At 65.4% G+C, this 20,073-nt stretch carries 17 protein-coding genes; 1 reads left to right on the plus strand and 16 read right to left on the minus strand.

The features are described 5' to 3' along the window. Positions 1-1,006, minus strand: a 1,006-nt coding sequence (locus E3T23_RS14495) for a hypothetical protein (RefSeq protein ID WP_198416231.1), incomplete at its 3' end; no start/stop codon positions are given. Between the two features lie 198 nt (positions 1,007-1,204). On the opposite strand from E3T23_RS14495, the gene E3T23_RS14500 reads away from it, so the two are divergent. Then, positions 1,205-1,642 (plus strand): DUF1801 domain-containing protein, encoded by a 438-nt coding sequence (locus E3T23_RS14500; protein ID WP_134371249.1) that lies wholly within the window; start codon positions 1,205-1,207, stop codon positions 1,640-1,642. Positions 1,643-1,753: 111 nt separating this feature from the next. Here the strand turns inward: E3T23_RS14500 and nrdF are convergent, their stop codons facing one another. The 15 genes from nrdF to E3T23_RS14570 form a co-directional block, all read right to left on the minus strand. After that, positions 1,754-2,728: a class 1b ribonucleoside-diphosphate reductase subunit beta gene (gene nrdF, locus E3T23_RS14505; RefSeq protein ID WP_134371250.1), complete on the minus strand. Its 975-nt coding sequence runs from the start codon at positions 2,726-2,728 to the stop codon at positions 1,754-1,756. 64 nt (positions 2,729-2,792) lie between these two features. After that, positions 2,793-4,925 carry a class 1b ribonucleoside-diphosphate reductase subunit alpha gene (nrdE, locus tag E3T23_RS14510; RefSeq protein ID WP_134371271.1) on the minus strand — a complete coding sequence of 711 codons (2,133 nt, stop codon included), beginning with the start codon at positions 4,923-4,925 and terminating at the stop codon, positions 2,793-2,795. Positions 4,926-4,930: 5 nt separating this feature from the next. Continuing rightward, complete coding sequence (gene nrdI, locus E3T23_RS14515) at positions 4,931-5,335, minus strand: class Ib ribonucleoside-diphosphate reductase assembly flavoprotein NrdI (RefSeq protein WP_134371251.1); 405 nt, start codon at positions 5,333-5,335, stop codon at positions 4,931-4,933. 93 nt (positions 5,336-5,428) lie between these two features. Beyond that, the gene (nrdH, locus tag E3T23_RS14520) at positions 5,429-5,662 is read right to left on the minus strand and encodes a glutaredoxin-like protein NrdH (RefSeq protein ID WP_134363478.1); all 234 of its coding nucleotides are present in this window, start codon (positions 5,660-5,662) and stop codon (positions 5,429-5,431) included. 503 nt (positions 5,663-6,165) lie between these two features. Next, positions 6,166-7,155 (minus strand): type IV toxin-antitoxin system AbiEi family antitoxin domain-containing protein, encoded by a 990-nt coding sequence (locus E3T23_RS14525; RefSeq protein ID WP_134371252.1) that lies wholly within the window; start codon positions 7,153-7,155, stop codon positions 6,166-6,168. A 392-nt stretch (positions 7,156-7,547) separates the two neighbouring features. After that, complete coding sequence (locus E3T23_RS14530) at positions 7,548-8,636, minus strand: substrate-binding domain-containing protein (protein WP_134371253.1); 1,089 nt, start codon at positions 8,634-8,636, stop codon at positions 7,548-7,550. A 49-nt stretch (positions 8,637-8,685) separates the two neighbouring features. Further along, on the minus strand, positions 8,686-10,020 hold the full coding sequence (mmsB, locus tag E3T23_RS14535; RefSeq protein ID WP_134371254.1) for a multiple monosaccharide ABC transporter permease: 1,335 nt from the start codon (positions 10,018-10,020) through the stop codon (positions 8,686-8,688). After that, positions 10,017-11,567 (minus strand): multiple monosaccharide ABC transporter ATP-binding protein, encoded by a 1,551-nt coding sequence (gene mmsA / locus E3T23_RS14540; RefSeq protein ID WP_134371272.1) that lies wholly within the window; start codon positions 11,565-11,567, stop codon positions 10,017-10,019. Before mmsA ends, mmsB begins: the two co-directional genes overlap by 4 nt. Then, the gene (locus E3T23_RS15345) at positions 11,557-11,721 is read right to left on the minus strand and encodes a hypothetical protein (protein ID WP_166806312.1); all 165 of its coding nucleotides are present in this window, start codon (positions 11,719-11,721) and stop codon (positions 11,557-11,559) included. The genes mmsA and E3T23_RS15345 overlap by 11 nt, the downstream gene beginning before the upstream one ends. Before the next feature lie 251 nt (positions 11,722-11,972). After that, positions 11,973-12,989, minus strand: a complete 1,017-nt coding sequence (locus E3T23_RS14545; protein ID WP_134371255.1) for a LacI family DNA-binding transcriptional regulator — start codon at positions 12,987-12,989, stop codon at positions 11,973-11,975. 220 nt (positions 12,990-13,209) lie between these two features. Further along, a complete protein-coding gene (locus tag E3T23_RS14550; protein ID WP_134371256.1) occupies positions 13,210-14,373 on the minus strand; it encodes a cystathionine gamma-synthase in 1,164 nt (387 codons plus the stop codon). Positions 14,374-14,396: 23 nt separating this feature from the next. Next, positions 14,397-15,761 (minus strand): cystathionine beta-synthase, encoded by a 1,365-nt coding sequence (locus tag E3T23_RS14555; protein WP_134371257.1) that lies wholly within the window; start codon positions 15,759-15,761, stop codon positions 14,397-14,399. Between the two features lie 10 nt (positions 15,762-15,771). Next, positions 15,772-17,748 (minus strand): ABC transporter ATP-binding protein, encoded by a 1,977-nt coding sequence (locus E3T23_RS14560; RefSeq protein WP_134371258.1) that lies wholly within the window; start codon positions 17,746-17,748, stop codon positions 15,772-15,774. Positions 17,749-17,867: 119 nt separating this feature from the next. Continuing rightward, the gene (locus E3T23_RS14565; RefSeq protein ID WP_134371259.1) at positions 17,868-18,842 is read right to left on the minus strand and encodes a carbohydrate ABC transporter permease; all 975 of its coding nucleotides are present in this window, start codon (positions 18,840-18,842) and stop codon (positions 17,868-17,870) included. Beyond that, positions 18,839-19,972 carry a carbohydrate ABC transporter permease gene (locus E3T23_RS14570; RefSeq protein WP_134371260.1) on the minus strand — a complete coding sequence of 378 codons (1,134 nt, stop codon included), beginning with the start codon at positions 19,970-19,972 and terminating at the stop codon, positions 18,839-18,841. Before E3T23_RS14570 ends, E3T23_RS14565 begins: the two co-directional genes overlap by 4 nt. Positions 19,973-20,073: the final 101 nt, after the last annotated feature.

A 20,073-nucleotide genomic window follows, 5' to 3' on the forward strand; every position in this document is an offset into this window, starting at 1 on the left:
AGCTCGTGTACCAGCCGTTGGCGTTCGCGTCGGCAGGGTCGAGCGTGTACGAAATCGTCGGGTCGACGGTGTCGACGGTGATCCCGGACACTGTCACGGACGCGGTATTACCGGCATTATCGGTCGCGGTACCCGTCACCGACTGGTCCGCACCGTCCATCAGGATCACGTCGGCCGGGCACGTGGCGATGCCGGATCCTCCGACGTCTTCACACGCGAAGTGGACCAGGACACCTGAGTCCGTCGTGTACCAGCCATTGGTACCGTCGGGGTCTACCGGGTTGAGCGTGTACCCGATGGTCGGGTCGACCGTGTCGACGACCGTGTAGGTCACCGTCGCCGTGGGGGCGTTGAGCCCGCCGGCGTCGGTGTAGTCGCAGGTCGTGGTCTGGGTGCCGAGGCCATTCAGCAGCGCCCCGGTGGTCACGGAGGCGGCCGTGGGGTCGACGTCTTCGGCGTCGACCACCAGGCAGGTGGCGGTCGGCACGGTACCGATTTCATAGCTGGCCCCGTTGCTCACCCCGTTGACCGAGACCGAAGGCGCGGTGTTCGTCGGAACCGGCTGGGTGACGGTGATGGGGATACCGACCTGGTTCTTGAATTCTCCGCCGCCGGCCGGCTGCGCCAGGATGAGGACCGTCACGGTACCGCTCTGGGCGGCGGTGCCCGCTGTGAAACTGACCGGGAAATCGTCGGTGCAGTTCGTGATGACCACGGGGTTGGGGCTGGCCGTGACGCCGGAGGGTGCGACCACGGTGAGTTTCAGCGGGCTCTCCCCCGCATCGATGTTGCATCCGATGTCGCCGTCACTCTTGCCGTTGGCGTTGAGCCTCATCGTGGCGCTTCCGGCCGTTGCCGATCCCGCAACGAGAGTGACACTGGCCGAACCCTCGATGCTGTCCTGAATGATGTCCGCGTAGGCAACCCCACCGAAGGCCAGTACGCTCACCGCCGTGATGGCGGTGAGCGTTGTTGCGATGCCCGTTCGCTTCAATATTCGTTTCATGGTGGCTGCCCCTGCGCTCGGCGGGAAGACCCTCGGGTGGGCTATCCCTCCCACGAAGGTATGTCTGTGCCGGATCCTCGGGAACGGCGGGGGCGTTCAAACAGCTAAACGCATGGTCCTAGGAGCGTTTGAATCCCTAAACGCGTCAGAACCTCGGCACACATGCCCGGTCAGGGACGCCCGCGCCATAATGGCGCCATGGCCGAAATCAAGACGCAGCCGACGGATGCCTCCGTCGAGGACTTCCTGGCTGCCGCGACGCCCGACCGCCGCCGCGCGGACGGCCAGGCCCTCGACGCGCTCTTCCGGGAGGTGACGGGCGCCGACCCTGTCCTGTGGGGTCCATCGATCGTGGGCTACGGCAGCTACCGCTACGTGTCGCCCGCGAACCCGCGCAACCGCGGAGACTGGCCGAAGACGGGCTTCTCTCCGCGCAAGGCGCAACTGTCGATCTACGGGCTCAAAGACCTCCCCGAGGGCGCCGCGCTCCTCCCGCGGCTCGGCGCGTACACGGAGGGGGCGGGGTGCGTATACGTGAAGAAGCTCGACGACATCGACCTCGACGTTCTGCGCCGGCTGGTCGCGATCGCCTGGTACCGGGGCGACGACCCCGCGCCGCCGGCGGCCGCGGAGTAGGTCCCCGGCCCGCACCCCGTCGAAACAGACAGTTCCGGTCGAGTTCGCCCGGCATAGCGGGCGAACTCGACCGGAACTGTCGACGTCGGCGGTGCGGTCACACGACCGGGTCTAGAAGTCCCAGTCGGCGTCTTCCGTGTTGACGGCCTTGCCGATGACGTAGGAGGAGCCCGACCCGGAGAAGAAGTCGTGGTTCTCGTCGGCGTTCGGCGAGAGCGCGGCCAGAATGGCTGGGTTCACGTCGGTGACGGTCTTCGGGAACATGGCCTCGTAGCCGAGGTTCATCAGGGCCTTGTTGGCGTTGTAGTGCAGGAACTTCTTGACGTCCTCGGTCAGACCGTGCTCGTCATAGAGGTCCTGCGTGTACTGGATCTCGTTCTCGTAGAGCTCGAACATGAGATTGAAGGTGTAATCCTTGATCTCATCGCGGCGCTCCTGCGAGGCGGCCTCGAGACCCTTTTGGAACTTGTAGCCGATGTAGTAACCGTGCACGGCTTCATCCCGGATGATCAGACGGATGAGGTCGGCCGTGTTGGTGAGGCGGGCGCGGCTGGAGAAGTACATCGGCAGGTAGAAGCCCGAGTAGAACAGGAACGACTCGAGCAGCACCGAGGCGACCTTGCGCTTGAGCGGGTCGTCGCCCTGGTAGTACTTCATGATGATCTCGGCCTTGCGCTGCAGGTTGACGTTCTCCGTCGACCAGCGGAACGCCTCATCGATCTCCTTCGTCGACGCGAGGGTCGAGAAGATCGACGAGTAGCTCTTGGCGTGCACGGACTCCATGAACGCGATGTTCGTGTAGACGGCCTCTTCGTGGGGCGTGATCGCATCCGGAATCAACGACACGGCACCCACTGTGCCCTGGATCGTGTCGAGCAGGGTCAGCCCCGTGAACACCCGCAGGGTGAGCAGCTGCTCCGCCGGGGTGAGCGTGGCCCAGGACTGCACATCGTTGGACAGCGGCACCTTCTCCGGCAGCCAGAAGTTGTTCGTGAGGCGGTTCCACACCTCGACGTCTTTTTCGTCTTCGATCCTGTTCCAGTTGATCGCGTCAACGTGGGAGACGAGCTTGAGCTTGTCAATCATTGGTTGTTCCTTAGTCGGCAGTGCACAGGCGGTTCAGTAGTCGAGCGGTTCAGCACGAACTCACTCACAGGGCGCAGGAGACGCAACCCTCGACCTCGGTGCCCTCGAGGGCCATCTGGCGCAGACGGATGTAGTAGATGGTCTTGATGCCCTTCTTCCACGCGTAGATCTGGGCGCGGTTGATGTCGCGGGTCGTGGCGGTGTCCTTGAAGAACAGCGTCAGCGACAGGCCCTGGTCCACGTGCTGCGTGGCAGCGGCGTAGGTGTCGATGACCTTCTCGGCGCCGACTTCGTAGGCATCCTGATAGAACTCCGTGTTGTCGTTCGTCATGAACGGCGCCGGGTAGTAGACGCGGCCGAGCTTGCCTTCCTTGCGGATCTCGATCTTCGACGCGATCGGGTGGATCGATGCGGTCGAGTTATTGATGTACGAGATCGACCCGGTCGGCGGCACGGCCTGCAGGTTCTGGTTGTAGATGCCGTGCTCGATGACGGATGCCTTGAGCTCGACCCAGTCGGCCTGCGTCGGGATCGCGACGTCGGCCTGCGCGAACAGCTCGGCGCCGCGCGCGGTGGCGGGCGCCCAGACCCGGTCGGTGTACTTGTCGAAGAACGTGCCGGACGCGTAGGTGGAGTCCTCGAAGCCGACGAAGGCGTGGCCGCGTTCGATGGCCAGCTTGTTCGAGGCGCGCAGGGCGTGGAACAGCACCGTGTAGAAGTAGATGTTGGTGAAGTCGATGCCCTCTTCGCTGCCGTAGTAGATGCGCTCACGGGCGAGGTAGCCGTGCAGGTTCATCTGGCCCAGGCCGATGGCGTGCGACTTGTCGTTGCCGTCTTCGATCGAGCGCACGGAGGAGATGTGGCTCTGCTCCGACACCGAGCTGAGGCCGCGGATGGCGGTCTCGACGGTCTTGCCGAAGTCGGGCGAGTCCATCGACAGGGCGATGTTCATCGACCCGAGGTTGCAGGAGATGTCCTTGCCGATCTTGTCGTACGACAGGTCCTCGTTGTACGTGGTCGGGGTGTTGACCTGGAGGATCTCCGAGCACAGGTTCGACATGTTGACGCGACCCTTGATCGGGTTCGCCGCGTTGACGGTGTCCTCGAACATGATGTACGGGTAGCCGGACTCGAACTGGATCTCGGCGAGCGTCTGGAAGAAGTCGCGGGCCTTCATCTTGGACTTCTTGATGCGCGGGTCGTCGACCATCTCGTGGTACTTCTCGCTGACGGAGATGTCCGCGAACGGCACCCCGTAGACGCGCTCGACGTCGTAGGGCGAGAACAGGTACATGTCCTCGTCTTTCTTCGCCAGCTCGAACGTGATGTCGGGTACGACGACGCCGAGGGACAGCGTCTTGATGCGCACCTTCTCGTCGGCGTTCTCCCGCTTGGTGTCGAGGAAGCGCATGATGTCGGGGTGGTGCGCGTGCAGGTACACCGCGCCGGCACCCTGACGGGCACCGAGCTGGTTGGCGTAGCTGAAGGAGTCTTCGAGCAGCTTCATCACGGGGATGATGCCGCTGGACTGGTTCTCGATCTGCTTGATCGGAGCACCGGACTCACGGATGTTGCTGAGCAGCAACGCGACGCCGCCGCCACGCTTCGACAGCTGCAGCGACGAGTTGATGCCGCGCGAGATCGACTCCATGTTGTCTTCGATGCGAAGCAGGAAGCAGGAGACGAGCTCACCGCGCTGCGCCTTGCCGGAGTTCAGGAAGGTGGGGGTGGCCGGCTGGAAGCGGCCGGCGATGATCTCCTCGACGAGGGAGATCGCGAGCTGCTCGTCGCCCTGGGCGAGGCCGAGTGCGGTCATCACGACGCGGTCTTCGAAGCGCTCGAGGTAACGCTTGCCGTCGAACGTCTTCAGCGTGTACGAGGTGTAGTACTTGAACGCGCCGAGGAAGGTCTTGAAGCGGAACTTCTTCGAGTACGCCAGCTTGTTGAGGTCGGTGATGAACTCGAACGAATACTGGTCGAGCACCGCCTGCTCGTAGTACTCCTTCTCGACCAGGTAGTCGAGGCGTTCACGCAGCGTGTGGAAGAACACCGTGTTCTGGTTGACGTGCTGCAGGAAGAACTCCCGCGCAGCCTCGCGGTCCTTCTCGAACTGGATTTCCCCGTTCGGGCCGTACAGGTTGAGCATGGCGTTGAGGGAGTGGTAATCCATCGCCAGACCGGGTGCCGGGTGAGCCATCGTCTTCACGGCTGTTGCTTCCAAAATGATTCCAATCCGTCGTGGACGATGCGCACATCATCCGGAGTTCCAAATACTTCAAAGCGAAACATGTGGGGCACCTTGCACTTCTTTGCGATGATGTCCCCGGCGAGGCAGTAGCCCGTGCCGAAGTTCGTGTTGCCCGCGCCGATGACGCCGCGGATGAGTGAGCGGTTCTGCTCGTCGTTCAGGAACTTGATGACCTGCTTGGGCACCGCTCCCTTGTTGTCGCCGCCGCCATACGTCGGCACGACCAGCACGTACGGCTCGCTGACCTGGAGCGGCTCATCGCGCGCGTAGATCGGGATGCGGGCGGCCGGGCGGCCCAGCTTCTCAATGAAGCGGTGCGTGTTGCCCGAGGTGCTGGAGAAATAAACGATATCGGCCATGAAACACCCCCTGGTGTTGAGAAATCAGCACGCCGAGCGACGCAGATTTTTGACGACTCCTACTTGTTCGACGCCGCCCCCGGCGCCGCGGTGCTACGCCAGACGCTGCGCGAGCTCGTTGATCTTGTCGGGGCGGAAGCCCGACCAGTGGTCCTCGTCGGTGATGACGACGGGTGCCTGCAGGTAGCCCAGGGCCTTGACGGCTTCCAGGGCGTTCTCGTCGACCGAGAGGTCGAGGATTTCGTACTCGATGCCCTTGTTGTCGAGGGCGCGGTACGTCGCAGTGCACTGCACGCAGGAGGGCTTGGTGTAGACCGTGATTGCCATGGCGGGGCCTTTCTCGTCGTTCAGGAATCAGTATTCAAACTCAGTTCAAACATCAGTGCTCAAAATCGGTTTTCATGTGAAATCTGAAGTTCAAGACGTGCTGTGTGTTGAACTTCAATACTACATCTAGTGATGCCCAAAGGGAACGGCCACTACATGCAGTAGTTACCAGTATGTAGTTATCCACTGACATTCCACCGGTTGTGCACAGCCCCCCGGATGCGAGACGAGCCGAATCACGCGGAAGGCGGCCGAGTTATCCACAGGCGCTTCCGCGGCAGAACTCGCGCCTGTGGAAACCCTGTCGGCGTGTCGCGCCGCACCCCATCCGGTGCGTGCGTGCCCCCTTCGGGGCTGCGGCGCGGTCGGACCGTCACCCGGGGCACCCCGCTCGCGGCCTGTCGGTCGCGGCGCACCGTGTGGCCGCGGGCGCACGCTAGATCATGCGCCTCCTTCCACAGGGTGCGCCACGACGGCCGCAGAGTGCACCGCGGCATCCGTCATCAGGTCCGGGGCACCCCGTGCTCAGCCAGAAACCTGTGGAAGCGCTGCGGCGAGATCGCGGTGTCCCAGTCCCAGCGGTCGAAGCTGTCGGAGTGGTGACGCAGCGCATCCTCGCGGCGTTTCTCCTGCCAGACGACCTCCCCCGGGTCCCGGTCGCCCAGCACCGCACCGCGGGTGTGCTTGTGCTTGCCGTCGAACTCCCCGATCTTGCGGATGCGGCGCCAGTAGAAATCCACCCAGTAGTCCTGCCCGTCCACGTCAGGAAAACAGACCTGCAGCTCGGGCACCTCAAAGCCGAGCTGGAACATCCGCACCCGGCTGAGGGACTCGCCGGCGTTGGCCGACAGCCCGTTCCCGAAGGCGATGGCCCGCTCGGCCAGCCGGGCGCCGGCCCGCGGGTTCACGGCCGCGAGCTCGGCGAACAGGTCCTCCCTGGTGAGGGCACGACGGCCACGGATGCCACGGCGCGCCTCTCCCTCGACCCGCTTCTGCTCGACCCGCAGCGCATGGTCGATCATGGTGACGCCCACGAGAAAGCGCGTGCTCGCCGCGACGTCGACCAGGGTGCGCGCCAGAGAGGTCACCGCGATCCCGTCGACGTGCACCGGCTCGGGCGCCGGAGTCCCGCGATGGCTGGTCGTGAAACGGGCGGTGCTGCCGCCGGAGGCGTCCGGGTCGATCACGTGCACCATGCGTGGCCAGGCCCCGATGAGTGGCAGCCCGTGCATCACCGCCGCGGAGCCATGCGACAGCACGAGCGGTCGGCCCGCGGCCAGGGCCGTCGAGAGCACGAACAGGCGGTAGCGCTGATCGGGGTCGGCGGCGCGCCACAACTCCCCCGGCACGTAGACGCCGCGGCGCGTGCGCACGAGTTCGCCACGACGGATCAGGGAGTCCACGCCGTGCGAGCTGAGGCCGAGCTCACGGAGCGCGGCGTAGGTGATGAGCCCGTCGAGACGGGCGCTGACGATGTCCAGGAGTTCGGTCATGCCTCACCCTGCGGGCGGACGGCCGGTCGACACGGGCGAGACGGGCATCCGTGGACAACCCGACCGAGCCTGCCTCTGGGGACGACAGGGTACCGCGGTCCGGCGATCCCGCGCGGACCCGCGCGGACCCACGCACCCCGACCCACCCGCTCGCCCACCCGCTCGCCCACCCGCTCGTTCACCCGCTCGTCCACCCGCTCGCGGCGCACCCTGCGGATGCGGGCGCACGTTCCAGCGTGCGCCTCCTTCTATAAGGTGCGCCGCGACGGGGCGAGGGTGCGCCACAGCGGCAGCACCGGACACACGAAAGGGCCGGCCCCGTGAGGAGCCGACCCTTTACGTTGAGTTGCTGTGCTGCTGAAATGCTGTGATGCAGGTGTGCTGCCGGGTCGTTACTCGGTCAGCGGGGCGAGGTTCGGGTCGTTCGCGTATGCCTCTGCAGCGTTTTCCTTGGTCACGATGACCGGGGGCAGCAGGTAGGCCGGGACGACGATCTTGCCGTTGTCGTAGGACTCCTCGTCGTTGACCTCGGGGGTGTCGCCCTTCTGGAGAACGTCGACCATCTCGATGGCCTTGTCGACGAGCACACGGGTGTCCTTGTTGATGGTGGAGTACTGCTCGCCGGCCATGATCGACTTGACCGACTCAACTTCGGAGTCCTGACCGGTGACGATCGGGATGTCCTTGCCGGCGGCCTTCACCGAGGTGATGATCGCCCGTGCGAGGGTGTCGTTCGGGGAGAGAACGCCGTGAAGGGGAATGTCGCTGTACGTGCTGGTGAGCAGCGCGTCCATGCGGCTCTGAGCGTTCTCCGCCTTCCAGCCGGCGGTCGCCGTCTGCTTGATGTCGGTCTGGCCCGAGGCGACGACGAGGGTTCCGTCGTCGATCTTCGGCTGCAGCACGCTCATCGCACCGCCGAAGAAGACGGCCGAGTTGGCGTCGTCCGAGGAACCGGAGAACAGCTCGATGTTGTACGGGGCTTCGCCCCTCGAGGCCAGGCCGTCCAGAAGCGCCTGGCCCTGAAGCTCGCCGACATTGAAGTTGTCGTAGGCGACGTAGTAGTCGACGGCCTCGGTGTTCAGGATGAGGCGGTCGTAGGCGATGACGATCGCGCCGGCGTCACGGGCCGACTGCACCTGGGTGGCCAGCTGACCACCGTCAGCGGCACCGATGATGATGACCTTGGCGCCGTTGGTGACCATGGCCGAGATCTGGTCCTGCTGGTCCTTGACCGTGGTCGACGCGCCGGCATACTGCACGTCGCCCTTGTAGCCGGCCGCTTCGAGGCCGTCCTCGAAGAGCCCGCCGGCGAGGACCCAGTTCTCAGAGGTCTTCGACGGGAGCGCGACGCCGATGACCGAGTCCTTGGCGAAGCCGGCAGCAGCGCCGTCTCCACCACCGGACTCCGTGCGGGTAGAGCAACCTGAGAGGGCCATCAAGGCCACTGCGGCGATCGCAGTTGTCGCAAGAATCTTTCGCATTGTGGGTTTCTTTCTTTTCGTTGGGGTTTGGTGAAGGGGTGAATCCGGGTTAGTTGGGCCGGGTGGCCGGCGGTCGCGCGCTCTCCGGGGTGCCCGTGTCCGGGACGACCAGGGGCGGCTCCGCCGGGAATTCGGTGGTCTTCTTTTTGCGGGTCAGGAGGCCGATGATCGATGGACGCCCCTGGCTCTTGTTCCAGACGTCGACGCCCACGGCCACCAAGAGCACCATGCCCTTGATGATCTGAACCCAGTCAGAGCCGACGCCCAGCAGCTGCAGGCCGTTGTTCAGCACGGCCATGACGAGACCACCGATGATGGAACCGACGACGGTTCCGATTCCGCCGGACACCGCCGCACCACCGATGAACACTGCGGCGATCGCGTCGAGCTCCCAGCTGAGGCCGTCCTGCGGGCCGGAGGCCACCGAGCGGGCGACGAAGATCATGCCGGCCAGGGCCGCGAGGATCGACATGTTCATCATCACGAGGAAGTTCACCCGACGGGACTTGACCCCCGAGAGTTCGGCGGCGAGCTTGTTGCCGCCGACCGCATAGACGTGGCGGCCGAAGATCGTGTTCCGGGTCACGAATGCGTAGAAGAGAACGAGTACCCCGAGGATGATTCCGGAGACGGGGAAGCTCGTGCCAACGCGGCCACCGGCGAACAAGACGGATGCGTAGACGATGACGGCACACAGGAGGACGACCTTGACGATGCTCGCCCAGAGCGGTGCCGGCGTGGAACCCATGATCTTCTGCACCCGACGTGCGCGCCATTCGGAGGCGACGACCGCGAGCACGATGATGAGACCCAGCAGCAGGGTCAGATTGTTGAAGCCCGTGTTCGGGCCGACCTCGGGAAGGTAGCCGGAGCCGATGATCGTGAAGCCGTCGGGAACGGGGACCGTATTGGCATTGCCGATGACCTGGTTGCCACCGCGGAAGATGAGCATGCCGGCCAGGGTGACGATGAAGGCGGGAACCCCGACGTAGGCGACCCACGCGCCCTGCCAGGCTCCGATCAGCATTCCCACGACCAGCCCCAGCAGGATGGCCAGCGGCCACGGAAAGTTCCAGTCCCGCATCGCAGTGGCAACCACGATGCCGACGAAGGCAGCAACCGAGCCGACCGACAGGTCGATGTGGCCGGCGATGATCACCATGACCATGCCGATGGCGAGGATGAGGATGTAGGAGTACTGGCTGACCAGGTTGATCAGGTTGCCGGACGACAGCGTCAGCCCGTCGGTCAGGTACTGGAAGAGCAGAATGATGGCGATCAGGCTGAAGAGGATGCCGAATTGCCGCAGGTTCGAGCTGCCGCTCCCGAACATCTTCTTCAGGTCGCCGAGAGCGCCGGTGCGGGTACTCGTGTTTTCACTCATATGCTCTGAACCTTCTTCCGTGCGGAGGTCATACTTTTCATCAGGGTTTCGGGATCGGCAGACTCCGCCGGGATGCAGTCTGTGATCGCACCCTCGAAGACCGTGTAGATCCGGTCCGCGAGGCCGAGGAGTTCCGGGAGTTCAGAGGAGATCAGGATGACTCCCTTGCCCTGCTCGGCGAGCTGCTGGATGATGCCGTAAATCTCGTACTTCGCGCCGACGTCGATGCCCCGGGTGGGTTCGTCCAGGATCAGCAGGTCAGGGTCGGTGAACATCCACTTGGCCAGAACGACCTTCTGCTGGTTGCCGCCGGAGAGTTTGGAGACACCCGCGTTGACGCTCGGCGTCTTGATCCGCAGGCTCTTGCGGTATTCCTCGGCGATTCCGAATTCCTTCGAGTCGTTCACGACCGGTCCGGACGAGATCTTCGAGAGCTTGGCCGAGACGACGGAACGCTTGACGTCGTCCAGCAGGTTCAGTCCGAGCGCCTTGCGGTCCTCGCTCACATAGGCGAGGCCGTGGTCGATGGCGTCGGCCACGCTCCTCAGAACGATTTCCTTGCCGTCCTTATAGAGGTGGCCTGAGATGAAGTTGCCGTAGGAGCGCCCGAAAATGCTCATCGCCAGTTCGGTGCGTCCCGCGCCCATCAGACCGGCGATGCCGACGATTTCGCCCTTGCGCACGTTGAGGCTGGAACGCTTCACCACCATGCGCTCCGCGATCTGGGGGTGCTGCACCGTCCAGTCGCGAACCTCGAAGAAGACCTCGCCGATGTGCGGCGTGCGGTCCGGGAATCGGCTCTCCAGGCTGCGGCCGACCATGCCACGGATGATGCGGTCCTCGTTGACTCCGTCGGCCACGACATCCAGGGTTTCGATCGTCTTGCCGTCGCGGATGATCGTGATCGAGTCCGCGACCTGTTCGATCTCGTTGAGCTTGTGGGAGATCATGATCGAGCTGATCCCCTTGCCCTTGAGACCGCGGATCAGGTCCAGCAGGTGCATGGAGTCCGACTCATTCAGGGCTGCGGTCGGCTCATCGAGGATGAGCACCTTGACCGATTTGTTCAGGGCCTTCGCGATCTCGACCAGCTGCTGCTTGCCGACGCCGATGTTCTTGATCAGGGTGTCGGGGTTGTCCCGGAGCCCGACACGCGCCAGCAGCTCGAGCGCCGTCTTCTTGGCGGTGATCCAGTCGATCGCGCCCCATTTGGTCGGCTCGTTGCCGAGGAAGATGTTCTCCGTGATGGAGAGTTCCGGGATGAGTGCCAGTTCCTGGTGGATGATGACGATGCCCGCCTCCTCGCTGGAGCGGATGTCCTTGAAGTGCACGTTCTGGCCCTGGTAGATGATGTCCCCGGTATACGTGCCGGCGGGGTACACCCCGGAGAGGACTTTCATCAGGGTGGACTTGCCGGCCCCGTTCTCGCCGCAGATGGCATGGATCTCACCGCGCTTCACCGTGATGGAGACATCCGACAGGGCTTTGACCCCGGGGAACTCCTTGGTGATCGATCGCATCTCAAGGATCACGTGGTCAGGGGACATCATTGGACTCCTCACGCCCGGGGCCGCTGCGGGTTTCCCGTACCGACGGGGTGGACGCGCGACGGATCATCCCGCTCCCGCTCAGCCGGGCGGCAGCGGAGCTGCCGGGCAGGTGGAAAAGTGTGCTCACAAGCTTGACCTCAATGTCATGCACTCAATGAAAATGTGGAGGAAATCAGGCCTATGTGACCGATCACATTGACACTATGGCCCGGTGACGGTCCCGGTGTCAAGATTCGTTTTGTCACGCTTGCGTAACAGGCTGCCGGGCCTTCGGGCGATATCCGTACTGGCATGCGGGAGCGCTCGCACGTCGGCGAACGCGCCCATCGTACTCCCGGGCCGGCCGCGGGTGCGAGGAGAGGATGCGACGGGCGATCGACGCGGGCCGCGCAGGCGTCCGCCTCAGAACGCCGGCGGCGCCGTCGAACCGCGCACGATGAGTTCGGGAATGATCGGGTCGCTCCGATCCATCGGCACACCGCCGCTGAGATTGCTGAGCAGGAGGGCGATGCACCGCCGCCCGAGTTCGGCGAAATCCTGGCGCACGGTGGTGAGCGGCGGCCAGAAGTGTGCCGCTTCCGGAATATCGTCGTAACCGACAATGCTCATGTCGCGCGGCAGCTCGAGACCCGCCTCCCGGCAGGCGTGCATGAACCCGAGCGCCATCTGGTCGTTCGACGCGAAGACGGCCGTGAAGTCCCGCCTCCGGAGCAGTTCCCGGCCGGCGCGATACCCGAAATCGGCAGTCCAATCGCCCAGGATCGGGGCCATGGTCGGAACGTCCATCTCCCACATCTCGTCGAGAAAGCCGCGCATCCGGGCCTCGGCCTCGATCCAGTCCTGGGGCCCGGCGAGGTGGTAGATGCTCCGATGGCCGAGATCGATCAGGTGCCGGGTGGCCCGCCGGGCCCCGGTCATCTGGTCGACGGACAAAGAATTGTCGAGACGGCCGGTGGACTGCAGGGTGACGAACGGCACGTCGATGGCCAGCTGTTCGAGTGCGTCGAAGACCCGCACCTGCGGCGCGATCACGACAATCCCCTCCACGGACTGGTACATCAGGTGCTCCAGCGCCGCCTCGATCGACTCCGTGTCAACGGATGTGAGGTTCGCGGTGTTGACGTAGTAGCCGGCTTCCTGCGCGGCATCCTGGATGGCGGCGATGCTGCTGGCCGGTCCGTAGGCGCTCTCCGCCGACAGCAGGCCGATGGTGCGCGACCGCCCGCGCGACAGTGCGCGGGCCGCGCGGTTCGGTCGGTACTGCAGGTCATCCATGACCTGCAGTACCTTCGCCTTGGTGGAATCGCGGATGCTCGGGTGGTCGTTGAGCACGCGCGAGACGGTCTGGTGCGAGACCCCCGCCAGGCGCGCCACATCACGGATGCTCGGGGCACGCCCCTTGGGCAGATCGAGAGTCACGGGAAGACCTTGCTCGGCATGTGCACGGTCACAATTGTGAACGCAGATCCAGTATGCACGCCGACGGAGCTCTGCGGCGTACCTCGCGCCGGACCCGTGGCGCTCCTTCGGCGGCCGGGAAACCGAGCGCCCGCGACGGGTCGCCGATGAATGCACCTGCAGGCATGGCCATGGAGTTTCGATTCACCGGACGGAATACATTGCCCGGCCTGCTGCCCGGCTAGGCGGCCGCGAGCGCCCGGTCGATGTCGTCGATCAGGTCGGCGACGTCTTCGATTCCCACGGACAGACGGATGATGTTGTCCGCCACCTCGAGTTCGGTGCCGCGCACGGACGCGTGGGTCATCTCGGAGGGGTAGTTGACCAGCGATTCCACGCCGCCGAGCGATTCGGCCAGCTGGAACAGGTGGGTCGACTCGGCGAAGGAGCGCGCCGCGGCCGCGCCGCCGACGAAGGAGATCGAGAGCATGCCGCCGAAGCCGCTCATCTGCTTCTTCGCCAGCTCGTGGCCCGGGTGGGTGGACAGGCCCGGGTAGTAGACGCGGTCGATCGCCGGGTGATCCTGCAAATGTTCGGCGATGGCCTGGGCGTTGCTGCAGTGGCGGTCCATCCGCACCGAGAGGGTCTTGATTCCGCGGACGGTGAGCCAGGCATCCATCGGCGCCGAGACGGGTCCGGCGGCGAACTGCAGGAATTGGGCCTTCTCGGCCAGCGCGTCGTCGTTGATGATCAGGGCGCCGCCGAGCACGTCGGAGTGGCCGCCGAGGTATTTGGTGGTCGAGTGCACGACGACGTCGGCGCCGAAGGCCAGCGGCTGCTGCAAAGCGGGCGACGCGAACGTGTTGTCGACGATGACGGTCACGCCGTGGCGGTGGCCGATCTCTACCAGCGCGGCGATGTCGCAGACCTTCATCAGCGGGTTGCTGGGTGTCTCCACCCAGAGGATCTTGGTCTCGCCGGGGATGATGGCCTCCTCCACGGCCGCGAGGTCGCTCATCTCCACGGTGGAATTCAGGATGCCCCAGGCGCCGTGCACCCGGTTGATCAGCCGGTGCGTGCCGCCGTAGACATCGTTGCCGAGCACGATGTGGTCGCCCGGCGCGAGCAGCGCGCGCAGGATGGTGTCTTCCGCGGCGAGCCCGCTGGCGAAGGAGAGTCCGTGCTTGCCGCCCTCGAGCGCTGCCAGCAGGGTCTCCAGCACGGTGCGGGTCGGGTTGCCGCCACGGCTGTACTCGTAGCCGCCGCGCAGGTGGCCGATGCTCTCCTGCACATACGTCGACGTCTGGTAGATGGGTGGGATCACGGCGCCGGTCGTCGGGTCGAATTCCTGCCCGGCGTGAATGGCGATGGTGTCGAAGTTCTGCGAGTTCTGCGTGCGTGCCATTGAATCGTCCTTAGTCGTGCTGTTCATTCGCTCAGGTAGGCGAGCAGGTCGTGGCGGGTGATGACACCCAGGGGTTTGCCGCCGTCGGTGACGAGCAGCGCATCGTGGTCGGCGAAGGCGGCCCGCGCGGCGGCGACTTGCTCGTTCACCCCGATCAACGGCAGCGAGTCGCCGACGAGTTCGCCGACGCGGTCGCTCAGTTGCGCCTCGCCGGAGAAGACGAGTTCCATGAGTCCACGTTCGTCGATCGCGCCGACGACCTCGCCCATCACGACCGGCGGCTTGGCGGTGAGCACCAGCACCTGAGACACGCCGGCCTCGGTCATGACGCCGATCGCGTCGCGCACGGTGGCGCTGGGGTGCACGTAGACAAAGGGTGGCAGGACGCCGGACTTCGACGCGAGCAGGTCGGCGACCGTGTGCCCGGCCGGTGCGTTGGTGAAACCGTAGCTGCGCATCCAGCCGTCGTTGAAGATCTTGCCCAGGTAGCCGCGCCCGCCGTCGGGGAGCAGCACGACGATCGTGTCGTCGGCGCCGAGGGTTTTCGCCGCGCGCAGGGCGGCGACGACGGCCATCCCGCTCGAGCCGCCGACCAGGATGCCCTCTTCCAGTGCGAGCCGGCGGGTCATCGCGAAGGAATCCGCGTCGGACACGGCGATCACCTCGTGCACGACGGCCGGGTCGTAGGCGCCGGGCCAGAAGTCCTCGCCGACCCCCTCGACCAGGTAGGGCCGGCCGGTGCCGCCGGAGTACACCGAACCTTCCGGGTCGGCGCCGATGATGCGCACGGTGTCGCCGGACACCTCGCGCAGGTACCGGCCGGTGCCGCTGATGGTGCCGCCGGTGCCGACGCCCGCGACGAAGTGCGTCACTGTGCCGTCGGTGTCCCGCCAGATCTCGGGGCCGGTGGTCTCATAGTGGCTGAGCGGGCCGTTCGGGTTGAAGTACTGGTTCGGTTTGAACGCCCCCGGGATCTCCCGGGCCAGCCGGTCGGAGACGCTGTAGTAGGAGTCGGGGTGGTCGGGGGCGACGGATGTCGGGGTCACCACGATCTCCGCGCCGTAGGCCGTGAGCACATTGCGCTTGTCCTCCCCCACCTTGTCCGGCAGTACGAACACGCACTGGTAGCCGCGTTGCTGGGCGACGAGGGCCAGGCCGACGCCCGTGTTGCCCGAGGTCGGCTCGACGATGGTGCCGCCGGGGAGCAGCAGTCCGTCGCGCTCGGCGGCATCGATGATGCGCACGGCGATGCGGTCCTTCGCGGACCCGCCCGGGTTCAGGTACTCCAGCTTGACCAGCACGGTGGCGCTGACGCCTTCCGTCACCTTGTGCAGCTTGACCAGGGGGGTGTCGCCGATCAGGTCGAGAACGGTGTCGGCAATTTTCATCGCGAGTCCTTCATCGAGGGTTCGTCGTCAGGGAGTCGTCAGGAGTCGTCAGGGAGTTCTCCGTCAGGGATTCGAGCCGTGCCAACTCTATCGGCGTGGGCGGTGAAGGCGATGGGGACGGTGGCGACGTGATCTGCTCCGAGTACAGCCGCGCGTAGACGCCGCCGGCGGCGATCAGATCGCTGTGGGTGCCGCTCTCCACAATCCGTCCCGCGTCGACGACGAAGATGACGTCGGCGGCCACGATGGTCGACAGCCGGTGCGCGATGGCGATGGTCGTGCGCCCGCGGGAGGCGGTGTCCAGAGCAGCCTGCACGACGCGCTCGGAGATGGCGTCGAGGGCGCTGGTCGCCTCGTCGAGAATCAGCACCTCGGGATCCTTGAGCAGGACCCGCGCGATGGCGATGCGCTGTTTCTCGCCGCCGGAGAGCCGGTAGCCGCGCTCCCCCACCAGGGTGTCGTAGCCGGCGGGGAAGGAAGCGATCGTGTCGTGGATGCTCGCCGACCGGGCCGCGGCCTCGAGTTCGGCATCCGTCGCCTCCGGTTTCGCGTAGCGGAGGTTCTCGGCAATGGTCGCGTGGAAGAGGTAGGTCTCCTGGCTGACGATGCCGATCTGGGAGACCAGGGACTGCTGCCGAAGGTCTCGCACGTCGACGCCGGAGAAGAGCACCCGGCCGGCCGACGCCTCGTAGAAGCGCGGGATGAGATAGGACACGGTGGTCTTGCCGGCCCCGGACGGGCCGACGAAGGCCGCGAACTGGCCCGGCTCGATCGTGAAGGAGACGTCGTCCAGGGTGGGGCGCGATTCCGCACCCGCATCCGGGTAGGCGAAGGTGACCCCGTCGAAGGCAACCCGGCCGCCGAACTCGCCGCCGGTGGGCACGGGCACCGCGTCGGGGGTGTCGCGGATGGCGGGCCGGAGGTCGAGGTACTGGAAGATGCGGGCGAACAGGGCGCTGGAGGTCTGCAGGTCGAGGGCGACGCGCATCAGGCCGAGCAACGGGAACAGCAGCCGCGATTGAACCGTCGTGAAGGCCACGATCGTGCCGGCCGTGATGTCGGTCGTGCCGCTGCCCATCAGCAGGCCGGCCACGAGGTAGACGATCGCCGGGATGCTGGACAGGAAGATACTCACCATGGCGAAGAACCACTGGCCGCTCATCTGCTGGCTGATCTGCAGCTTGACCTGGTTGGCGTTCTCGTCGGCATACCGATGGATCTCGGTCTGCTGGCGGGTGAAACTCTTCGAGAGCAGAATGCCGGACACGCTCAGCGTCTCCTGCGTGATCGCCGTCATGTCCGAGAGCGACTCCTGCGTCTTGGAGGCGATGCGGGCCCGTACCTGGCCGACCCGGCGCTGGGCGAAGACGAGCACGGGCATCAGGATGATGGCGACGATGGCCAGCTGCCAGCTCAGCAGGAGCATGGCGACCAGCGCCGCGATCACGGTCACGGCGTTGCCGAGCAGGCTGGAGATGGTGTTGGTGAGCACACTCGCGACGCCGCCGACGTCGTTCTGCAGCCTGGATTGGATGATGCCCGTCTTCGTGCGGGTGAAGAAGCTCAGCTCCATCGACTGCAGGTGGGTGAACAGGCGCACCCGCAGTGCGCCCATCACCGAATTGCCGACCGTGGCGGTGAGCCAGGTCTGCCAGACGCCGAGCAGCTGCGAACCCAGGTAGATGGCGATCATCACCCCCACGAGCACGGCGAGGCGCTCCACGTCCGGGGTGCCACCGGGCGGGAAAAGCCCCTCGTCGAAGGCCCGCTGCACGAGCAGCGGCGGCACGACGGACAGCGCGGCGCCGATGAACACGAGCACCACCGTGACCGTGAGCGCCCCGCGGTGCGGCTCGAACAGGCCGGCAATCCGGCGCAGCAGATGCGGGATGCGCGGGGCCTCGGCGTTCTCGGCCCGCTGGGCCACGACATCCGCGCCGCTGACCCGCCCCCGTCGACCGCCACCGCCTCCGTGCATTCCACTCATGAAATCACTCTAAACTCGCGCGCCGACACACATGTGCCCGTTCCGGACAACTGTTGCCGGTGGAACGGGCACAATTGTCCGGAACGGGCACACACACCGACCGAGGTGGAAACGTGCGACTAACCCTTCGTCGAACCGGCCAGCAGGCCGCGCACGAAGTAGCGCTGCAGCGAGAAGAACACGATCAGCGGAACCAGGATCGAGATGAACGCGCCGGCGGTGAGCAGGTGCCAATCCTGGCCTCGGGTACCCGTGATTTCGGCCAGCAGCTTGGTCATCGGGGCCACGGCGCCATCCGCGAAGATCAGCGCCACGAGCAGGTCGTTCCAGACCCACAGGAATTGGAAGATGGCGAAGGATGCGATCGCCGGCATGGTCAGCGGCAGCACGATGCGGAAGAAGATCTGCCCGTGGCCGGCGCCGTCGACCCGCGCCGCCTCGATCACGTCGGCGGGGATCTCCGACACGAAGTTGTGCAGCAGGTAGATGGCCAGCGGCAGGGCGAACATCGTGTGCGCGATCCACACCTGTGAGTAGCCGCCGGCGTCGCTGATCGAGGTGACCACCGGGAAGCCGAAGACCTCGCCCTGCGAGAAGAACTGCAGCAGCGGCACGAGGGCCATCTGCAGCGGGACGATCTGCAGCGCGAAAACCGCGATGAACAGCACGTTCTTGCCGCGGAAGTCGATCCAGGCGAACGCGTAGGCCGCGAGGCTGGCGATGATCAGCGGCAGGAGAGTGGCCGGCAGGGTGATCGCGATCGAGTTGATGAACGCGCCGGCCAGGTTCAGCTGGCTGTTGCCGGCCTGGAGCACGTCACTGTAGTTGTCGAGGGTGAGGCCCCAGTTCGAGAAGAGCGTCCACCAGCCGGTGGTGCGCACCTCCTGCGCCGGGCGGAACGAGGAGACGAACAGCCCGAAGGTCGGGACCGTCCAGAGAATGGCGATCACGAGCGCCGCGATCGTCGCGCCGCGACTGGTCAGCCGCTTCTTGGTGCGCTTGGCGGCGGCGAACTCCTGGCGGCGCTCGCCTCGGCGGATCTGCGTCTTGGTGTTCTTGTCGACGGGGAGTTCGACCGGAAGAATCGCGCTCATCGGATTTCCCTCTGCTTCTGAATCTGGCGGGCGTTGTAGACGACGATCGGGAGCACGAGCAGGAACAGGATCACGGCGAAGGCCGCGGACCGGCCCTGCTCGAAGTTCTTGAACTGCGTGTACATCTCGTTCGCGATGACGCTGGTGTCGTTGGCGCCTGCGGTCATGGTGCGGACGATGTCGAAGACCTTGAGGGAGGCGATGGAGATCGTCGTCAACACGACGACGAGGGCGCTGCGGATGCCGGGGACCGTGACGTTGGTGAACTTCTGCCAGGCGTTGGTGCCGTCGAGTTCGGCGGCCTCCATCTGCTCGGCGGGCACGCCCTTGATGGCGGCGGAGAGCACGACCATGGCGAATCCGGTCTGCACCCAGATCAGAACGACGATCAGGAAGACCGTGTTCCAGGGAGCGTTCGCGAGGAAGTCGACGGGCTGGCCGCCGAACCACACCACGACCTGGTTGAGCAGGCCGATCTGGTTCTGGTCGGCCGGACGGGCCGTGTAGACGAAGCGCCAGATGATCGACGCCCCGACGAAGGAGATGGCCATGGGCATGAAGACCATGATTTTGAAGTACTTCTCACCGCGGCTCTTGTCGATGAACACCGCGTAGGCCAGCCCGGCGATCGTCGATACGAGCGGCGTGATGAGCACCCAGACGATCGTGTTGAGCACCGTGCGGATGGCCTCCGGCTGGGTGAACACCCAGACGAAGTTGTCGAGGCCGATGAACTCGGTGCCCCGCGAGTTCATGAACGCCTGCACCGTGGTCTGGATGGTCGGGATGATGAGTCCAACGATGAGGAGCAGGATGGCCGGCGCGAGAAAGCCGAAAAGCTGGAAGAGGTACCCGGCGCCGGCGCGCGAGCGGTAGTCGACGATGAAGAAGACCCCGCCGAGAACGGCGGCCGCGGCGATGGCCCACCAGTACGACCCCGCGGCGAGCAGGATCAGCAAAGGTGCGGCGACGCAGACGGCGAGACGGATGACGGTGTAGACGGTGCCCTTGCGCGGGGCTATCTCGACGAAGAACAGGATCGCGGCCACCAGGGCGACGAACGCGAGGATGATGATGGGGACTTGGACCAGGGGCGGCAAGTCAGCCAGCCAGGCAAGGAATGCCGACATATGAAACCTCTCGAGTACAACTGCGGACTCACAGTTCGCTGGTGGGGCGGAAAACTACCGCCACGGTACACCAGCAGGGGAGGTGCGGGTCGCCCCTGGAA

This window comes from Cryobacterium cheniae (genome assembly GCF_004403395.1).
Taxonomy (GTDB): Bacteria; Actinomycetota; Actinomycetes; order Actinomycetales; family Microbacteriaceae; genus Cryobacterium; species Cryobacterium cheniae.

Excerpts from the sequence above, each read along its gene's own strand:
- E3T23_RS14500 (WP_134371249.1), top strand. The coding sequence starts at position 1,205 with ATGGCCGAAATCAAGACGCAGCCGACGGATGCCTCCGTCGAGGACTTC.
- nrdF (WP_134371250.1), bottom strand. The coding sequence starts at position 2,728 with ATGATTGACAAGCTCAAGCTCGTCTCCCACGTTGACGCGATCAACTGG.
- nrdE (WP_134371271.1), bottom strand. The coding sequence starts at position 4,925 with ATGGCTCACCCGGCACCCGGTCTGGCGATGGATTACCACTCCCTCAAC.
- nrdI (WP_134371251.1), bottom strand. The coding sequence starts at position 5,335 with ATGGCCGATATCGTTTATTTCTCCAGCACCTCGGGCAACACGCACCGC.
- nrdH (WP_134363478.1), bottom strand. The coding sequence starts at position 5,662 with ATGGCAATCACGGTCTACACCAAGCCCTCCTGCGTGCAGTGCACTGCG.
- E3T23_RS14525 (WP_134371252.1), bottom strand. The coding sequence starts at position 7,155 with ATGACCGAACTCCTGGACATCGTCAGCGCCCGTCTCGACGGGCTCATC.
- E3T23_RS14530 (WP_134371253.1), bottom strand. The coding sequence starts at position 8,636 with ATGCGAAAGATTCTTGCGACAACTGCGATCGCCGCAGTGGCCTTGATG.
- mmsB (WP_134371254.1), bottom strand. The coding sequence starts at position 10,020 with ATGAGTGAAAACACGAGTACCCGCACCGGCGCTCTCGGCGACCTGAAG.
- mmsA (WP_134371272.1), bottom strand. The coding sequence starts at position 11,567 with ATGTCCCCTGACCACGTGATCCTTGAGATGCGATCGATCACCAAGGAG.
- E3T23_RS14550 (WP_134371256.1), bottom strand. The coding sequence starts at position 14,373 with ATGGCACGCACGCAGAACTCGCAGAACTTCGACACCATCGCCATTCAC.
- E3T23_RS14555 (WP_134371257.1), bottom strand. The coding sequence starts at position 15,761 with ATGAAAATTGCCGACACCGTTCTCGACCTGATCGGCGACACCCCCCTG.
- E3T23_RS14560 (WP_134371258.1), bottom strand. The coding sequence starts at position 17,748 with ATGAGTGGAATGCACGGAGGCGGTGGCGGTCGACGGGGGCGGGTCAGC.
- E3T23_RS14565 (WP_134371259.1), bottom strand. The coding sequence starts at position 18,842 with ATGAGCGCGATTCTTCCGGTCGAACTCCCCGTCGACAAGAACACCAAG.
- E3T23_RS14570 (WP_134371260.1), bottom strand. The coding sequence starts at position 19,972 with ATGTCGGCATTCCTTGCCTGGCTGGCTGACTTGCCGCCCCTGGTCCAA.